This window comes from Mesorhizobium sp. M1423 (assembly GCF_040317575.1).
Taxonomy (GTDB): Bacteria; Pseudomonadota; Alphaproteobacteria; order Rhizobiales; family Rhizobiaceae; genus Mesorhizobium.
The window spans coordinates 264,965-279,538 of the sequence record NZ_JAMYKU010000001.1 but is presented as its reverse complement, the minus strand read 5'-3'; the positions used below and the strand labels follow the sequence as shown (position 1 = coordinate 279,538).

Below are 14,574 nucleotides of genomic sequence, written 5' to 3'. Positions count from 1 at the left end.
CCTGTTTTAGCGGAAGGCCGGCGGCTACGCCACCAGGTGCCGGAACGCTGCCACCACGTCTTCGTAGACCTTGCGCTTGAACGGCACGATCAGACCGGGCAGTTCCAGCATCGGCCGCCACGCCCACCGGTCGAACTCGGCCTTGTGGCCACCCGGCGGCGGATTGATTTCGATCTCGCTTTCGTCACCGTGGAAGCGGAAGGCAAACCATTTCTGCGTTTGGCCGCGATATCGTCCCTTGAAGGCGACGCCGACCAGATGGGCCGGCAGGTCGTATTTGATCCAGTGCGGCGCCTCGGCCAGCAGCGACACCGAGCGCATGCCGGTCTCTTCGTAAAGCTCGCGCTCCGCCGCGGGCAGCGGCTCCTCGCCATCGTCTATGCCGCCCTGTGGCATCTGCCAGAGCTGCGTGGTTCCAGCGAATTCGCTGTCCGGCTCGGCAATGCGATGGCCGACCCAGACCATGCCATCGCCATTGAGGACCATCACCCCTACGCAGGGCCGGTAGGGCAGTGTCTCGGCGTCAACGAGCTTGTTCTTTGCCATGTCAGCCTTTTTCCGGATCTATGGCCACCGCCGAAATCGGCACGATCTCGATGCCGCGCTTCTTGGCCTCGGTCACCCAGGACGACACGGTATCGACTGTCAGGTCGAAGGCCGAGCCGATGCCGACGGCAAAGCCTTTCGCCCGTGCCATCGCTTCCAGCCCATCCAGTTTCTTCAATATGGCGCCGCGGTCCTGCACCGCGTCGATCGCCGTATCGCCGCCGACGAACGGCACGCCGTCCTTCAGCGCCAATTCGGATGCCAGGCTGCGCGCCGACGAACCGTCGTCGACATAGGCCAGACCACGCTTGCCAAGCTCGGCCATCAACGGCCCCATCGCCGTCGCGTCGGCCGAAAAGCGGGCGCCCATATAGTTCATGACGCCGGTGTAGTTGGTCGTTCGCGACAGCGCCCAGCGTAAATTCTTCAAATTCTCGTCCGGCGCCGCTGCCACGGTCAGCGTGTTACGGCCGGGGTTGACGTTCGGATAGTCGAACGGCTCGAGCGGCACCTGCATGATGATCTCATGGCCGCCTTGCCGCGCCACCTGCATCCAGCGGCCGATGCTGTTGCCTTGCGGCGCGAAGGCCAGCGTCACTTCCGCCGGCAGCTTGGCGATGGCTGCCTGCGTGCCGGTCTGCGACACGGCAAGCCCGCCGATGACGAGCGCCACGCGTGCACCGCGTGCGCCGGACCACGGCCGCGCATAGACATCGAACGGGCGCCGGCCGTCGGCGGCGCGGATCGGCAGCGGACCGGTCTCGCTGGCCTCGATCAGCGCCTTGTCGGGAATGTGCGCGATCCTGAGGTTCTGGCCGATCGTCGAAGGGTCGCGGATGACAATGGCCGCCTTGGGCGGACCGTCGCCCTCTTCGGTCTGGACATGGATGATCTGCGGACCGCCCATCTTCCCGCTTGTCGTTTGTTCGCCCGTCTTCTGTTCGCTTGCGTTGCTTGGCGCTTCCGTTGCGGGCGTCGCCTTGGCCGGCGCCGCGGCGGGATCCGCCGCTGCCGGCATCTTCGGCGTCGAAACGGCGACTTCTTGCGGCTTGCGGAACGGCTTGTCGCGCAAGGCGATCGCGCCGGAAACGCCGACCACGGCCAGCACGACGAGCGCGGCCGCGACTGCGCCGGCGCTGATCCTGCTGCCTGGGCGCGGCGCCCGGATCGCCTGTCCGAGAGGTCGTTCTATGTTCTTGCCGATATCAGCCAAGCCCGCACCTCCGGCGCGCATCTCCGAAGTGAAACCTCCGGAGGCGCAAATCCAAAATGTCGGCGCGTCCCCTCGCTTCACTGGACGCGCAGCATGCCGGCCGCGGCCCCGAATCAAACTGCCGGAGCCTCGCGGCCCCGGCAGCATCGCATCGCTTCGCTCAGGCAGCCAGACCTGTTTGGCCCGGGTTGCCTGCCCTTATTGGTTCAACACGGCCTTCTGCGGATTCGGTGGGAACGCCGGATCGGTCTTCTGGCCGCGCAGCAGCTGCTCGGCATAGATGAGCTGCAAATCGTTCTTCGGTTCCGGCGGCACATAGGCTGCCGAGCCCGAACCGGTCGTGCCTTCGTCGGCGCCCTTGATATGGCCCTTGAGGTCGGATTCGCCGCGCGTCAGGTCCCTGCCCTGCAGTTCCGCCGGCAGCGGCTGGTCAACCTTGATATCGGGCGTGATGCCCTTGCCCTGGATCGACTTGCCGGACGGTGTGTAATAGAGCGCCGTCGTCAACCGCAGCGCCCCGTTCTCGCCAAGCGGAATGATGGTCTGCACCGAACCCTTGCCGAAGGACTGCGTGCCGACCACCGTGGCGCGGCGCAGATCCTGCAGCGCGCCGGCAACGATTTCCGAGGCACTGGCCGAGCCGCCATTGACGAGCACGATCAGCGGCTTGCCGCCGATGTCGTCGCCGGCCCGCGCGTCGAAGCGGGTGACGTCCTTCGGATCGCGGCCGCGCGTCGAGACGATCTCGCCACGGTCGAGGAAGGCATCCGACACACTCACCGCCTGGTCGAGCAAACCGCCCGGATTGAGGCGCAGGTCGAGCACGTAACCCTTGAGCTTGTCGTTCGGCACCTGCTTCTTGATGGTGTCGATGGCATTCTCGAGGTCGTCATAGGTCTTTTCGGTAAAGGAGGTGATCTTCATGTAGCCGATGTCGTTTTCGACCCGGAACTTCACCGCCTTTACCTTGATGATGTCGCGCACGACCGTCAGTTCGATCGGCTTGTCGGCGCCCTGGCGCAGGATGGTGAGCTTGATCGGTGTGTTGACCAGCCCGCGCATCTTCTCGACGGCGTCGTTGAGGGTCAGGCCGCGAACCTCCTCGCCGTCGATCTTGGCGATATAGTCGCCGGCGAGCACGCCAGCCTTGGCGGCCGGCGTATCGTCGATCGGCGTGATCACCTTGACCAAGTCGTTCTCCATGGTGACCTCGATGCCGAGGCCGCCGAACTCGCCCTTGGTCTGCACGCGCATGTCCTGCGCTTCTTCGGCATTCATGTAGGAGGAGTGCGGGTCGAGCGAGGACAGCATGCCGTTAATGGCATTTTCGACCAGCGATTTGTCGTCGGGCGGCGTCACATAATTCGCCCGCACCCGCTCGAAGATATCGCCGAAGATCGCCAGTTGCTTATAGGTTTCGGAGCCCGCAGCCTTCGCCGTCGAGCCGGGCGCGCCATAGACCAGGCTCATCGCCGATGCACCCATCAGCGCACCGGCAAACAGAAGCGACAGTTTCCGCATCATTCACGTCCTTCCAGAAAAACGGTCCGCCCACCATGGGGCCGGATCGACGGGTTTTCCATCCTTGCGGAACTCGACATAGAGCTCCGGCGTGGCATTTCCATTCTTCGATGCCGAGGTGCTCGCCACCCGGGCCTCTCCCATCGCGCCGACCGGCTCACCTGCGAGCACCGACTGGCCAGACGCGACGCTGATTCTGCTCATCCCCGCTAGGACGACATGATAGCCGTCACCCGCATTCAGGATCAAGAGTTGACCGTAAGAGCGGAAAGGCCCCGCATAAAGCACGTTTCCATCCGCCGGCGCTGTGACGATGGCTCCCGATTGTGTCGCAACCATGTCACCGAGCATCACCGCGCCGTTACCGTCGTTGGCCCCGAAGCGCCGCTTGATCCTGCCGGTGACCGGCAGCGCGATCTGCCCTTGAAGCGCGGAAAACGGCGCAGCAGCGGTGAGCCTGTTGCTCTCCGGCACCGGCAGCGAGGCCAGTTCCGTTGGCGCCGGGGCCGATGCCGGGCCCTTGTCGGCGTCCACCGTCTTTTGCTCGGCTGCCTTGGCCGCATCCGCCGCCTTGCGGGCCCTGTCGGCCTCGAGCGATGCGATCAGCTCTTTCAGGCTGCCGGCCTTGGCCGCCAGCGTCGCGGACCGTTGCTTTTCGGCGGCCAGCGCGGTTTGCGTATCGGCGGCGAGCTTCTGCTTGGCTTCGAGCAGCATGCCGAGCCGCTTTTTTTCCGCCGCCTGCTCGCCGACCGCTGCCGTCAGCCGCGCCCGCTCGGCCTCGATCGAGGCCGTCACCCGCGACTGCTCTTTGAGATCGGCCAGCAACATGTCGGTCTGCTGGCGCAGTTCCGGCACCACGGCACCGAGCAGGATGGCGCTGCGCACCGACGACAATGCGTCCTCCGGCTTGACCAGGATCGCCGGCGGCGGATTGAGCCCAATGCGCTGCAGCGCGCCGAGCACTTCGGCCAGAACGTCACGTCTGGCGGCCAGTGAGGCGCGTATCTTCTGCTCCTGCGCCTTCAGCCCTTCCAGCTTGCCGCCAATGTCCTCGATGTCCTGGCCGAGCTTCTGCTCGGTCATCGCCGACTGGATCAGTGCCGCGGTGATCGAGGCATGGTCCTTCTTGACCGCCGCTATGTCGGCGGCGAGCTTGGCCAGCCGCTCGGACGACAGCGTGATCTCTTTCGATACCTTTTCGTATTCGGCGCGGCTCTGGTCCGGGTCCGGCGCCAGGTCGAGCGTGTTCTCAGCCCGCGCGATCCCGAGCGAAACCACGATCACCGCCGCTGCGATGCCGTAGCGCACGCGCCAGGAGCCCGTTCGTGATTTCCAGTCTTCAGACATTGAAGCCCAACTCTATGCGCGGCTTCGTTAACGAACCATCAACCATGTTCGAGCCCGGCCGCCATCCGCAAACCCCTATGAGCCCAAACTGTCGATGAGCATTGGGGCAGAAATCCGGGCGGCTGGCGTCAATTCGCTGATCGAACCGGCTTCATGAACGATGGTAGGGGTGGCCGGAAAGGATCGTGGCCGCCCTGTAAAGCTGCTCGCCCAGCATGACGCGGACCAGCTGATGCGGCCAGGTCAGAGCGCCGAGCGACACCGTCAGATCAGCCAAGTCACGCAGCGACTGGTCATGGCCGTCGGCGCCGCCAATGGCGATCACCAGCGCCTTGCGCCCGCCATCGCGCAGCAAGCTTATGCGGCCGGCGAAATCCTCGGAGGAAAGGTTCTTGCCGCGCTCATCCAGCAGCATCAGCGCCGTGCCCGGTTGCAAGTGCGTCTGCAGCTTCTGGCCTTCCTCGCGCCGGCGCTCATTGGCCGTCTGCGCGCGGCCTTCGGCAATCTCGGCGATCCCGGCGAATTCGAGGCCTACGGCAGGGCCGCTCTTGGCGAAACGCTCGAAATAGCGGTCGGCCAACTGCTTCTCGGGGCCGGCTTTCATTCGGCCCACGGCATGAACGGTAATCTTCATCCCTGCCTCGGAGAGCCGCTGATGCGTGTCGCACAACGACATGCATCAAGACGAATACGGCTCAGTGGAGGGTCTCTTCCTCAAGATCCGGCGCCTGCCACATCTTTTCGAGATTGTAGAAGTCGCGGACCTCGGGACGGAAGACATGGACGATGATGTCGCCCGAATCGATCAGGACCCAGTCGGCGCCAGCCAGCCCCTCGACGCGCGCCGTGCCGAGCCCGGCATCCTTGAGCGCCTTGAGGAGATGATCGGCGACAGCCGAGACATGACGGTGCGATCGGCCCGACGCGACGACCATGTAGTCGCCGAGGCTCGATTTCCCCTGAATGTCGATTGAGACGATGTTTTCGGCCTTGGAGTCTTCCAGACTGGCAAGGACTGTCTTGATGGCGCGGGACACGGCGTCGTTTACGCTGATCCCGGCCGGCGAAGGCACGATGTCGGCCTTCTTCCGCAGTGCTGTTCTCAGTGTATTTCCTTTCGCAGCAAGAACAACCAAATCACCTTTCAAATCAGGTGACACTGCTTAGATAGGCAGAGTTAGGTTGCAGTTTCAAGACACCGCTCGCAAGCAGACGCCCGGTAACGGCCGAATATGCGGCTTTTCCGGGCCAGAAATTCGGAACCGCCTCGCCCCGCAGCGGTTATCGGCTCATCCACGAACCGGAATCCCGACATGCCGATCGATCCTCAGAACGCCCTCCTCACCGTGCAATCCGGCCTGGCGCAACTCAGCACGCTGATCGTCTCCTACTCACTTTCGGCGGTCGGCGCCGTCATCCTGCTGGTCATCGGCTACATCGTCGCCGGCCTCGCCGAGCGTTCGATCTATGCCGGCCTCGGCCACGTTCACGGCTTCGACGAAACGCTCCGCCATTTCTTCTCGCAGGTCGTCCGCTACGCCATCCTCGGGCTTGTCGTGATCATGGTTCTCGGCCAGTTCGGCGTGCAGACGGCTTCGATCATTGCCGCCATCGGTGCCGCCGGCCTGGCCATCGGTCTGGCGCTGCAAGGCACGCTGCAGAACATTGCCGCTGGCATCATGCTGCTGGCGCTGCGGCCGTTCCGCATCGGCGAATATGTCGAGGTCGGCGCCATATCCGGTACCGTCGAGGAGATCGGGCTGTTTGCAACAACGCTGAGGACGGTCGAAGGTGTATACGTGCTTGCACCTAACTCGACCCTGTGGAACCAGCCGGTCCGCAATTTCACCCGCAATGGTGTGCGCCGCGGCGACATCACGCTCAGCATCGGCTCGTGGAACGACATCGATTTCGCGCAAAAGACCATGCTCGGTGTCGCCGCCGCCGACCGGCGCGTCAGGCGGCAGCCGGCGCCGATCGCCTTTGTCGCGACTGTCGGGGACAGCACTGTCGCCATCACCTTGCGCTACTGGACGGCGGCTGCCGATTTCTTCGCCGCCCAGATCGACCTCACCAAGAGTGTCAAGCAGGCGTTCGATGACGAAGGCCTTTCAATTCCGGCGCCGGCGCCGCAAGCGCCGCAGCCGGAGGCCTCAGCCACGCAGCAATAGAGCATTTGAAGCCAGCCCGCAGATGGCCCTCAAAGCTCTCCGCGCCCGCGCTGATCTTCGGGCGCGAAGGCGAGATCGACAGGCAACGGCGCCTGCGCCGTCATCGGCGCGAAACTGCCGGTCTCGGTGGCGGGCACGGGCCGCACCATGCCGACGCGCCAGAGAACGAACAAGCAGTAGGCGGCGGCAATGACGATTGCCACATAGATGAAGGCCTGCGTGCCATAGATGGCGGAAAGCCCGGTCACAATGCCGGGCACGACGAAGCCGGACAGCGACCAGGCAAACAAGAGCGAGCTCGACAGCGCCACCATGTCGTCCTTGCCGGCGCGGTCGCCAGCATGGGCGCTGGCCAGCGAATAGATCGATTCCGAGGCGCCGTCCCAGACCACGTAGATGACGAGCAGCGTCGCCAGAGCGCCACCGTCGAAACCCAGTGCAAACAGGCCCGCCGCGGCGGCAAGCGCCGACGCCGCGATCAGCACAAAGCGCCGGTCGGTGCGGTCGGAAATCCAGCCGAGGGGAATCTGCAGGATCAGCGTGCCGACCGGCATTGCCGAAAGCAGCAAGGCGACGTCGGCCTGGCTGTAGCCTCTGGCGGTGGCATGGATTGGCGCAAAACCCGAAATCGTCATCGACAGGCCGCCGACGGCAAGCATGCCGGCAACGCCGACCGGCGAGATTCGCCAGGCGCGGCCGAGCGCCACCGACGCCGCTTGCGGCGCCGGTGGCTGCGCGAGCCGCGTCAGCCCGACGGGAAGGATCGACAGCGCGGTGAAGGCAATGCCGATCAGCGGCGCATCGGCCGCGCGGATATCGATCAACGCCAGCGTCGAATAGCCGACGCCGAGTCCGGCGACATAGGCAACGTAGAAGATAGCCATGACCCGGCCGCGGATGGCGTTTGCGACGACATCGTTCAGCCAGCTCTGCGCGACAATGAACAGGCCGCATATGGCAAAGCCGTAGAGCGCCCGTGCAGCGATCCATGGCAATGGGTGCGGCCCGGCGCCGACCGCGGCGTTGGACAGCACGATCAGCGCCGACAGTACCATGAACACGCGGGCATGGCCGACACGCCGCACCAGCGGCCCGGTCAGGATGCAGCCAGCGAGGCCGCCAGCCGAAAGGCCGGTGACGATCAGCCCCGCCCAAGTCGGATCGAAGCCCTCGGCGCCGAGCCGGACTGGGATATAGGCGAACATGAGCCCATTGCCGACGGCGATCAGCGCCATCGAGAAGAGGATGCTGGCAATGGCGATCGAGGGCGCCGGCTGCCCTAGACCGTTCTTGTCCTGGTCGCGCTCGAGAATCGTCATGACCGAGGATCGCCCATCAAGCAGGTCAAGGCAGCGGCAAATGCGACATGGCTGGACTTGCCTTCCGCCCGCTCAGCCCTTTGCCACATTGCGGATCGCGCTCGACGACAGCGACGAACGCGGGCCGTGGATGAAGGTCCAGGCCGGCGCGTTCATGCGGGCGAGCCGCGGTGCGTCGCCTTCGTCGACGCGGGCATAGTCGAAAGTCTTGGCGACCACGGACGACAGGAACGACAGCGTCGCACCTGGCCGGTCGACCACCGCGATCGGGAACGTCATCACGATACGGCGCCAGCGCTGCCAGCGGTGGAAGTCGCGAAGCGAATCGGCCCCCATGATCCAGACGAAATCGACGCCGGGGTTACGCGCCTTGACCAACGCCAGCGTGTCGGCGGTGAAGCGGACGTGGTGGGCCGCCTCGAAGGCGGTGACCTTGATCTTCGGGTTCTTGGCGATCTTTTCAGACAGCTGCAGCCGCTCGGCCAGCGGCGCAAGTTCACCAGCGTTCTTGAGCGGATTGCCGGGCGTCACCATCCACCACAGCTGGTCGAGAGCAAGGCGTCTGAGCGCGATCTCGGCGACCAGCGCATGCCCGGCGTGCGGCGGATTGAACGAACCGCCAAACAGCCCGACCGCCACGCCTTTCCCGGCATGCGGCATCTTGAGGTAACGGGAGGATATGGCATGTTCGGACAAGGCAAGCATGCGTCAGGCACCCCCCTCTGCCCTGCCGGGCATCTCCCCCTCAAGGGGGGAGATTGTCAGCTTCAATGACAGCTTGAATTCTGCCCGCCCGGCAATTGGCGAAATCGCGAACGAGAGCTGATCTCCCCCCTTGAGGGGGAGATGTCCGGCAGGACAGAGGGGGGTGGCTGGGCGCAAGGCTTCAGGTTCTTTGAACACAAAGCTTCAAGGCCTCACCTGTCCCGACCCGCGTACACGATATTTGAACGACGTCAGTTGCTCGACGCCGACCGGTCCGCGGGCATGCATCTTGCCGGTGGCGATGCCGATTTCGGCGCCCATGCCGAATTCGCCGCCATCGGCAAACTGGGTCGAGGCGTTGTGCAGAAGGATCGCCGAATCGACCTCGTTGAAGAACCGGTCGACCGCTGTGGCGTCCTCGGCGACGATCGCCTCGGTGTGATGCGAGGAGAACGTCTCGATATGCTCGATCGCGCCGCCAATGCCGTCGACCAGCTTCACAGCGATGATCGCGTCGAGATATTCGGTCACCCAGTCTGCATCGGTCGCGGGCTGGGCATCGGCATAAAGCCTCAGCACCTCGGCATCGGCATGGATCTCGCATCCTGCCGCCCGTAGGGCCTCGAGGATCGGCACCAGGTGCGTGACGGCGACGGCACGGTCGACCAGCAGCGTCTCGGCAGCGCCGCACACCCCGGTGCGCCGCATCTTGGCATTGACCGCGATCTTGACCGCCATGTCGAGATCAGCCGATCGGTCGATATAGAGATGGCAGATGCCCTCGAGATGGGCGAAGACCGGCACCCGCGCCTCCTTCTGCACACGCTCGACCAGGCTGCGGCCGCCGCGCGGAATGATGACCTCGAGATTGCCGGAAAGCCCTTTCAGCATTTCGCCGACGGCGGCGCGATCGGTGGTCGGCACCAATTGTATGGCATCCTCCGGCAGCCCGGCTGCCTTCAGCCCCTCGACCAGGCAGGCATGGATCGCGGCGGAAGAATTCGCTGAATCCGAGCCGCCGCGCAGGATCACCGGATTGCCCGCCTTGAGGCAGAGCGCACCGGCATCGGCGGTCACGTTCGGCCGGCTCTCATAGATGACGCCGATGACGCCTAGCGGCGTGCGCACCCGTTCGATGTGCAACCCGTTCGGCCGGTCCCATCCAGCAATGATTTCGCCGATTGGGTCGCGCAACTCGGCGATCTCGCTGATGCCGTCTGCCATGGCGCGGATGCGGACGGGATCGAGCTTCAGCCGATCCATCGACGCTGCCGATAGGCCAGCCTCCTCGCCATTTCTGATGTCGATTGCGTTGGCGTCGAGGATATCCTGCTCATGCCGAAGGATCGCCTGAGCCATGCCGACCAGCGCCTTGTGCTTGCGCTCGGCCGCTGCGATGGCCAGCGGTCGGGCCGCGGCATGCGCGCGGCGGCCGATATCGGCCATCAGCGCGACGGTGTCATCCCGGGATTTTTCATGCAGCGTCAGCATGGCTCATCCTCCGCTATGTAACCTGGTCACCGACTACTTGCTCACCACCGGCATGGCTCACCACAAGGTCGTCGCGGTGGATCATCGCCGAACGCGCCTCGTAGCCGAGCACGGTTTCGATCTCGGTCGTCTTCAGCCCAGCGATCCTTACGGCATCGGCGGCATCATAGGCAACCAGCCCGCGCGCTATCTCGCGGCCCTCGGGCGACAGGATCGCCACCGTGTCGCCACGCGCAAAATTGCCGCTGACCAATTTGACGCCGGCCGGCAGCAGCGACTTGCCGGAGAGCAGCGCGCCGATGGCGCCGGCATCGACGGTCAGCCGGCCAGCCGGTTCGAGCTGCCCGGCGATCCAGGTCTTGTAACCTTTGACCGGGCTGCTGCTCGGCCGGAAGAAGGTGGCGCGCTCGCCGCGCTCGATTGCCAGCAGCGGCGACAGCCGCGTGCCTGATGTGATGATCATGGCGGTGCCGGCGGCGGTTGCAATCTTGCCGGCATCGAGCTTGGTGCGCATGCCGCCGCGCGACAATTCCGAAGCGGCGGCACCCGCCATCGCCTCGATGTCGGGGGTGATGCGGTCGACGATCGGAATGAACCGAGCGTGCGGGTCACGCGCAGGCGGTGCCGTGTAGAGCCCGTCAATGTCGGAGAGCAGCACCAAAAGGTCGGCGCCCATCATGGTGGCGACGCGCGCCGCCAGCCGGTCGTTATCGCCATAACGGATTTCGGAGGTGGCCACCGTATCGTTCTCGTTGATGACCGGCACCGCCTTCATCTTGAGCAGCGTCGAGATCGTCGCCCGCGCGTTGAGATAACGGCGGCGCTCTTCCGTGTCGCCGAGCGTCAACAGGATCTGGCCCGATTTCAAACCATTCTTGCCGAGCGCATCCGACCAGGCGCCGGCCAAGGCGATCTGCCCGACGGCGGCCGCCGCCTGGCTCTCCTCGAGCTTCAGCGCCCGCTTGCCGAGGCCAAGGATGGTGCGGCCAAGTGCAATCGCACCGGAAGACACAACGAGAATTTCGGCGCCGCCATTGGCCAGCACGGCGATGTCGTCGGCAAGCGAGGCCAGCCAGTCGCGCTTCAGGCCCGTCGTGCGGTCGACAAGCAGCGCCGAGCCGATCTTGACGGCAATGCGCCGATAATTTTTCAGCGATTGCGCGGCCATGGCTATGCGTTCCAGCGCGTCTCGACCGGCGCAGCGACAGCTTCGCGCGCCTCCGCCACCACAGCCATCAGCGCTCGCAACACCGCCTCGACGCCCTCGCCGGTGACCGCCGAAAGCAGCATCGGCGCGCGGCCGGCGGCGCGTTTCAGCGAGGCGGCCTTCTTTTTGCGTGCGTCGGCATCGAGTATGTCGACCTGCGAAAGAGCGACGATCTCGACCTTGTCGGTCAGCCCGTTGCCATAGGCGTCGAGTTCGGCGCGCACGGTTTTGTAGGCCTTGCCCGGATTTTCTTCCTGCGCCGAGACGAGGTGCAGCAGGACGCGCGTGCGTTCGACATGGCCGAGAAAGCGGTCACCGATGCCGACGCCTTCATGCGCGCCTTCGATCAGGCCGGGAATGTCGGCAATGACGAATTCGCGCCCGTCGATGCGGGCCACGCCAAGGCCCGGATGCAGCGTGGTGAAGGGATAGTCGGCGATCTTCGGCTTGGCCGCGGTGACGGCCGCCAGGAAGGTCGACTTGCCGGCATTGGGCAGCCCGACCAGGCCGGCATCGGCGATCAGCTTCAGCCTGAGCCAGATATTGAGCTCTTCGCCCGGCAGTCCGGGGTTGGCGCGGCGCGGCGCCTGGTTGGTCGAGGTCTTGAAATGCTGGTTGCCGAAGCCGCCATTGCCGCCCTTGGCCAACAGGAAGCGCTGGCCGACGACCGTCAGATCGCAGATCAGCGTCTCATTGTCCTCGGCAAAGACCTGTGTTCCGGCCGGCACTTTCAGCGTCACGTCGGCACCCTTGGCGCCGGTCATGTTGCGGCCCATGCCGTGCGTCCCGGTCTTGGCCTTGAAATGCTGCTGGTAGCGATAGTCGATCAGCGTGTTTAGTCCGTCGACCGCCTCCACCCAGACATCGCCGCCGCGGCCGCCGTCGCCGCCGTCCGGGCCGCCGAACTCGATGAACTTTTCGCGCCGGAACGACACCGAACCGGCGCCGCCGTCGCCGGAGCGGATGTAGACCTTGGCTTGATCGAGAAATTTCATCGGATTGTATGGTTTCTGCTATTGGCTTTGCGGGATTGCTCTAAAGCAAGGCGGGTCGAAGGGCGAGGGCCGTTTTTGCTACTGTAACGTCGCGCGTATCTCTGGACGCGTAGCATTTGGTTGACCCTTGCCGAAAATCGATCTTCGGCTTTCCAAGCGCGAGATGTCGGAATGAAGCTGGTAACTTACAATATCCACTACGGCATCGGCCTCGACGGCCGCTATGATGTCGGTCGCATCGCCGATGCGGTGCGCGGCGCCGACGTGATCGCGCTGCAGGAGGTCACCCGCGCCAACCCGAAGAATGGCGGCCGCGACATGGTGGCCGAGCTCGGCGAGGCGCTGCCCGACTATTTTGCCGTCTACGGCAGCAATTTCGAAGCCGACGCCGGATCGCGCCTGGAGAACGGCCGCGCCATCACGACCACCTTCCAGCTCGGCAACATGGTGCTGTCGAGAACGCCGATCCATCTGTCGCGCAATCTCCTTTTGCCGCGCAGCCGCAGTTTCGAGGCGATGAACTTCCAGCGCGGCGCGCTGGAGGCGCTGATCGAAACGCCGCTTGGCTTCGTCCGCTTCTATTCCACTCATCTCGACCATCGCAGCCCGGTCGAACGCCTGAGCCAGATCCGCTTTCTGCGCGAACGCCTGTTGAACTACCCGCTCGAGGGCGGTGGGCTCTCCGGCGTCGCCGAGATCGGCTTACCGGACTTGCCTTGTCCCGAAGCCTTCGTCGTCATGGGCGACTTCAACATGCTCGCCGGATCGCCGGAACACGTCGAACTCGCCGGCCAGCCTGACCATGAATTCGGCATGCCGGTGACCGCCGACCTCGCCGTCGATGCCGCCGCGCGCCTCGGCGCGGCCGGCGCCGATCTCGTCACCTGGGTCGACCCCAAGCGGCCGGGCGATGCCAGCCGCCACAAGCGCATCGACTACATCTTCACCAGCGCCTCGCTTACCAAATCGCTGAGGCGCCTGTGGGTCGACCGGCAAGCGGCCGGTTCGGATCACTTGCCGGTCTGGGTCGAGATGGCGTGAGCCGCATCCATCAAAAATGCACCCAATTCCTGAGGCTGGTCCAGGTCTTGCGATCGAGGCGGTAGCGCTCGACCGGCACCTGGCCGGCAACGATCGAATTCAGCATGCCCTGGCCGGCATACTGGAAGCCGCATTTGTGGATGACCCGGCGCGAGGCCGGATTGATCACCCGCGTCGAGGCGTGCAGCACCTGGATCGTGGTTCTCTGGAAGGCAAGGTCGACCAGTGCGTGCGCTGCCTCCGTCGCGTAGCCGCGTTTCCAGTACGGCTCGCCGATCCAATAGCCGAGCTCCAGCCCGCGATCCGTGGTGTTGAGCCCGGCACAGCCGACGAAGGTCTCGGTGCCGGCCAGCGTCAACGCATAGGCGATTCCGGCCCGGCGCGATGCCGTCATAGCCAGGAAAGCGCGTGCCTCGGCCTCGCCATAGGGATGCGGCATGCGGGCCAGCATTTCCGCGACATGGCGGTTATCGGCGAGCGCCACCAATTGCTCGATGTCGCTTTCACGCGGGGCCCGCATGACCAGCCGCTCGGTGACCAGGACCGGGCAATCTATCGCGTAACTTTCGTCGTCTGTCGCTTCCGCTTCGGCAACCATGTCAGTCCTCCAGGCAAGAAAAAGGGGAGATGGAAACCCATCTCCCCTGATCCATTTCCTGGCTTGGCCAGACACCGGTCCCGAGATGGGTGCCGGTGTTCTCTTGCGGAACCGGCTACTCCGCTGCCTTCGTCATCGGGTTCACCGATACGTAGGTTCGGCCATTGGCTTTTTTGTTGAAGGTGACTGCGCCAGCTTCCAGCGCAAACAGCGTGTGGTCCGTGCCAATGCCGACATTGGTGCCGGGATGCCACGTCGTGCCACGCTGACGAATGATGATGTTGCCCGGAATCACGGCTTCGCCGCCGAACTTCTTCACGCCGAGCCGCTTGGAATGGGAGTCGCGACCATTGCGCGACGATCCGCCAGCTTTCTTGTGTGCCATCTAACTACTCCGATGCGCCGCAAGGCGCCTAAACG

Annotated in this window: 15 protein-coding genes; 2 read left to right on the top strand and 13 right to left on the bottom strand. The window is 64.7% G+C overall.

Translation table 11 applies throughout. From position 1 onward, the window contains the following. Window positions 1-24: 24 nt before the first annotated feature. The 6 genes from NKG95_RS01420 to rsfS form a co-directional block, all read right to left on the bottom strand. Entirely contained in the window at window positions 25-546 is a 522-nt protein-coding gene (locus NKG95_RS01420) for an RNA pyrophosphohydrolase (protein WP_352480951.1), read from the bottom strand. Window position 547: 1 nt separating this feature from the next. Beyond that, entirely contained in the window at window positions 548-1,759 is a 1,212-nt protein-coding gene (locus NKG95_RS01415; RefSeq protein WP_353039757.1) for a divergent polysaccharide deacetylase family protein, read from the bottom strand. Window positions 1,760-1,957: 198 nt separating this feature from the next. Then, window positions 1,958-3,283 carry a S41 family peptidase gene (locus tag NKG95_RS01410; protein ID WP_353039755.1) on the bottom strand — a complete coding sequence of 442 codons (1,326 nt, stop codon included), beginning with the start codon at window positions 3,281-3,283 and terminating at the stop codon, window positions 1,958-1,960. After that, a complete protein-coding gene (locus NKG95_RS01405; protein ID WP_353039753.1) occupies window positions 3,284-4,627 on the bottom strand; it encodes a murein hydrolase activator EnvC family protein in 1,344 nt (447 codons plus the stop codon). It lies immediately after the preceding gene. Window positions 4,628-4,778: 151 nt separating this feature from the next. Continuing rightward, window positions 4,779-5,261 carry a 23S rRNA (pseudouridine(1915)-N(3))-methyltransferase RlmH gene (gene rlmH / locus NKG95_RS01400; protein ID WP_023719675.1) on the bottom strand — a complete coding sequence of 161 codons (483 nt, stop codon included), beginning with the start codon at window positions 5,259-5,261 and terminating at the stop codon, window positions 4,779-4,781. A 61-nt stretch (window positions 5,262-5,322) separates the two neighbouring features. After that, a complete protein-coding gene (gene rsfS, locus NKG95_RS01395) occupies window positions 5,323-5,700 on the bottom strand; it encodes a ribosome silencing factor (protein ID WP_023678068.1) in 378 nt (125 codons plus the stop codon). Between the two features lie 240 nt (window positions 5,701-5,940). Here rsfS and NKG95_RS01390 point away from each other — a divergent pair, with 240 nt between their 5' ends. Next, complete coding sequence (locus tag NKG95_RS01390) at window positions 5,941-6,798, top strand: mechanosensitive ion channel family protein (RefSeq protein ID WP_353039751.1); 858 nt, start codon at window positions 5,941-5,943, stop codon at window positions 6,796-6,798. Window positions 6,799-6,827: 29 nt separating this feature from the next. Here the strand turns inward: NKG95_RS01390 and NKG95_RS01385 are convergent, their stop codons facing one another. From NKG95_RS01385 to obgE, 5 genes are all read right to left on the bottom strand, one after another. Then, window positions 6,828-8,117, bottom strand: a complete 1,290-nt coding sequence (locus NKG95_RS01385; RefSeq protein ID WP_353039749.1) for an MFS transporter — start codon at window positions 8,115-8,117, stop codon at window positions 6,828-6,830. A 72-nt stretch (window positions 8,118-8,189) separates the two neighbouring features. After that, window positions 8,190-8,777 (bottom strand): nicotinate-nucleotide adenylyltransferase, encoded by a 588-nt coding sequence (locus NKG95_RS01380; RefSeq protein WP_031194203.1) that lies wholly within the window; start codon window positions 8,775-8,777, stop codon window positions 8,190-8,192. Between the two features lie 249 nt (window positions 8,778-9,026). Then, window positions 9,027-10,313 carry a glutamate-5-semialdehyde dehydrogenase gene (locus tag NKG95_RS01375; RefSeq protein ID WP_352480953.1) on the bottom strand — a complete coding sequence of 429 codons (1,287 nt, stop codon included), beginning with the start codon at window positions 10,311-10,313 and terminating at the stop codon, window positions 9,027-9,029. Window positions 10,314-10,326: 13 nt separating this feature from the next. Beyond that, complete coding sequence (gene proB / locus NKG95_RS01370; protein ID WP_023719680.1) at window positions 10,327-11,481, bottom strand: glutamate 5-kinase; 1,155 nt, start codon at window positions 11,479-11,481, stop codon at window positions 10,327-10,329. A 2-nt stretch (window positions 11,482-11,483) separates the two neighbouring features. Continuing rightward, window positions 11,484-12,515 carry a GTPase ObgE gene (gene obgE / locus NKG95_RS01365; protein ID WP_023719681.1) on the bottom strand — a complete coding sequence of 344 codons (1,032 nt, stop codon included), beginning with the start codon at window positions 12,513-12,515 and terminating at the stop codon, window positions 11,484-11,486. Between the two features lie 171 nt (window positions 12,516-12,686). Here obgE and NKG95_RS01360 point away from each other — a divergent pair, with 171 nt between their 5' ends. After that, window positions 12,687-13,556, top strand: coding sequence for an endonuclease/exonuclease/phosphatase family protein (locus NKG95_RS01360; RefSeq protein ID WP_352588214.1), 870 nt, complete (start codon window positions 12,687-12,689; stop codon window positions 13,554-13,556). A gap of 10 nt (window positions 13,557-13,566) precedes the next feature. Here the strand turns inward: NKG95_RS01360 and NKG95_RS01355 are convergent, their stop codons facing one another. Together NKG95_RS01355 and rpmA are read right to left on the bottom strand one after the other, a co-directional pair. Further along, window positions 13,567-14,154 carry a GNAT family N-acetyltransferase gene (locus tag NKG95_RS01355; RefSeq protein ID WP_352480956.1) on the bottom strand — a complete coding sequence of 196 codons (588 nt, stop codon included), beginning with the start codon at window positions 14,152-14,154 and terminating at the stop codon, window positions 13,567-13,569. 115 nt (window positions 14,155-14,269) lie between these two features. Continuing rightward, window positions 14,270-14,539 carry a 50S ribosomal protein L27 gene (gene rpmA, locus NKG95_RS01350; protein WP_023678077.1) on the bottom strand — a complete coding sequence of 90 codons (270 nt, stop codon included), beginning with the start codon at window positions 14,537-14,539 and terminating at the stop codon, window positions 14,270-14,272. Window positions 14,540-14,574: the final 35 nt, after the last annotated feature.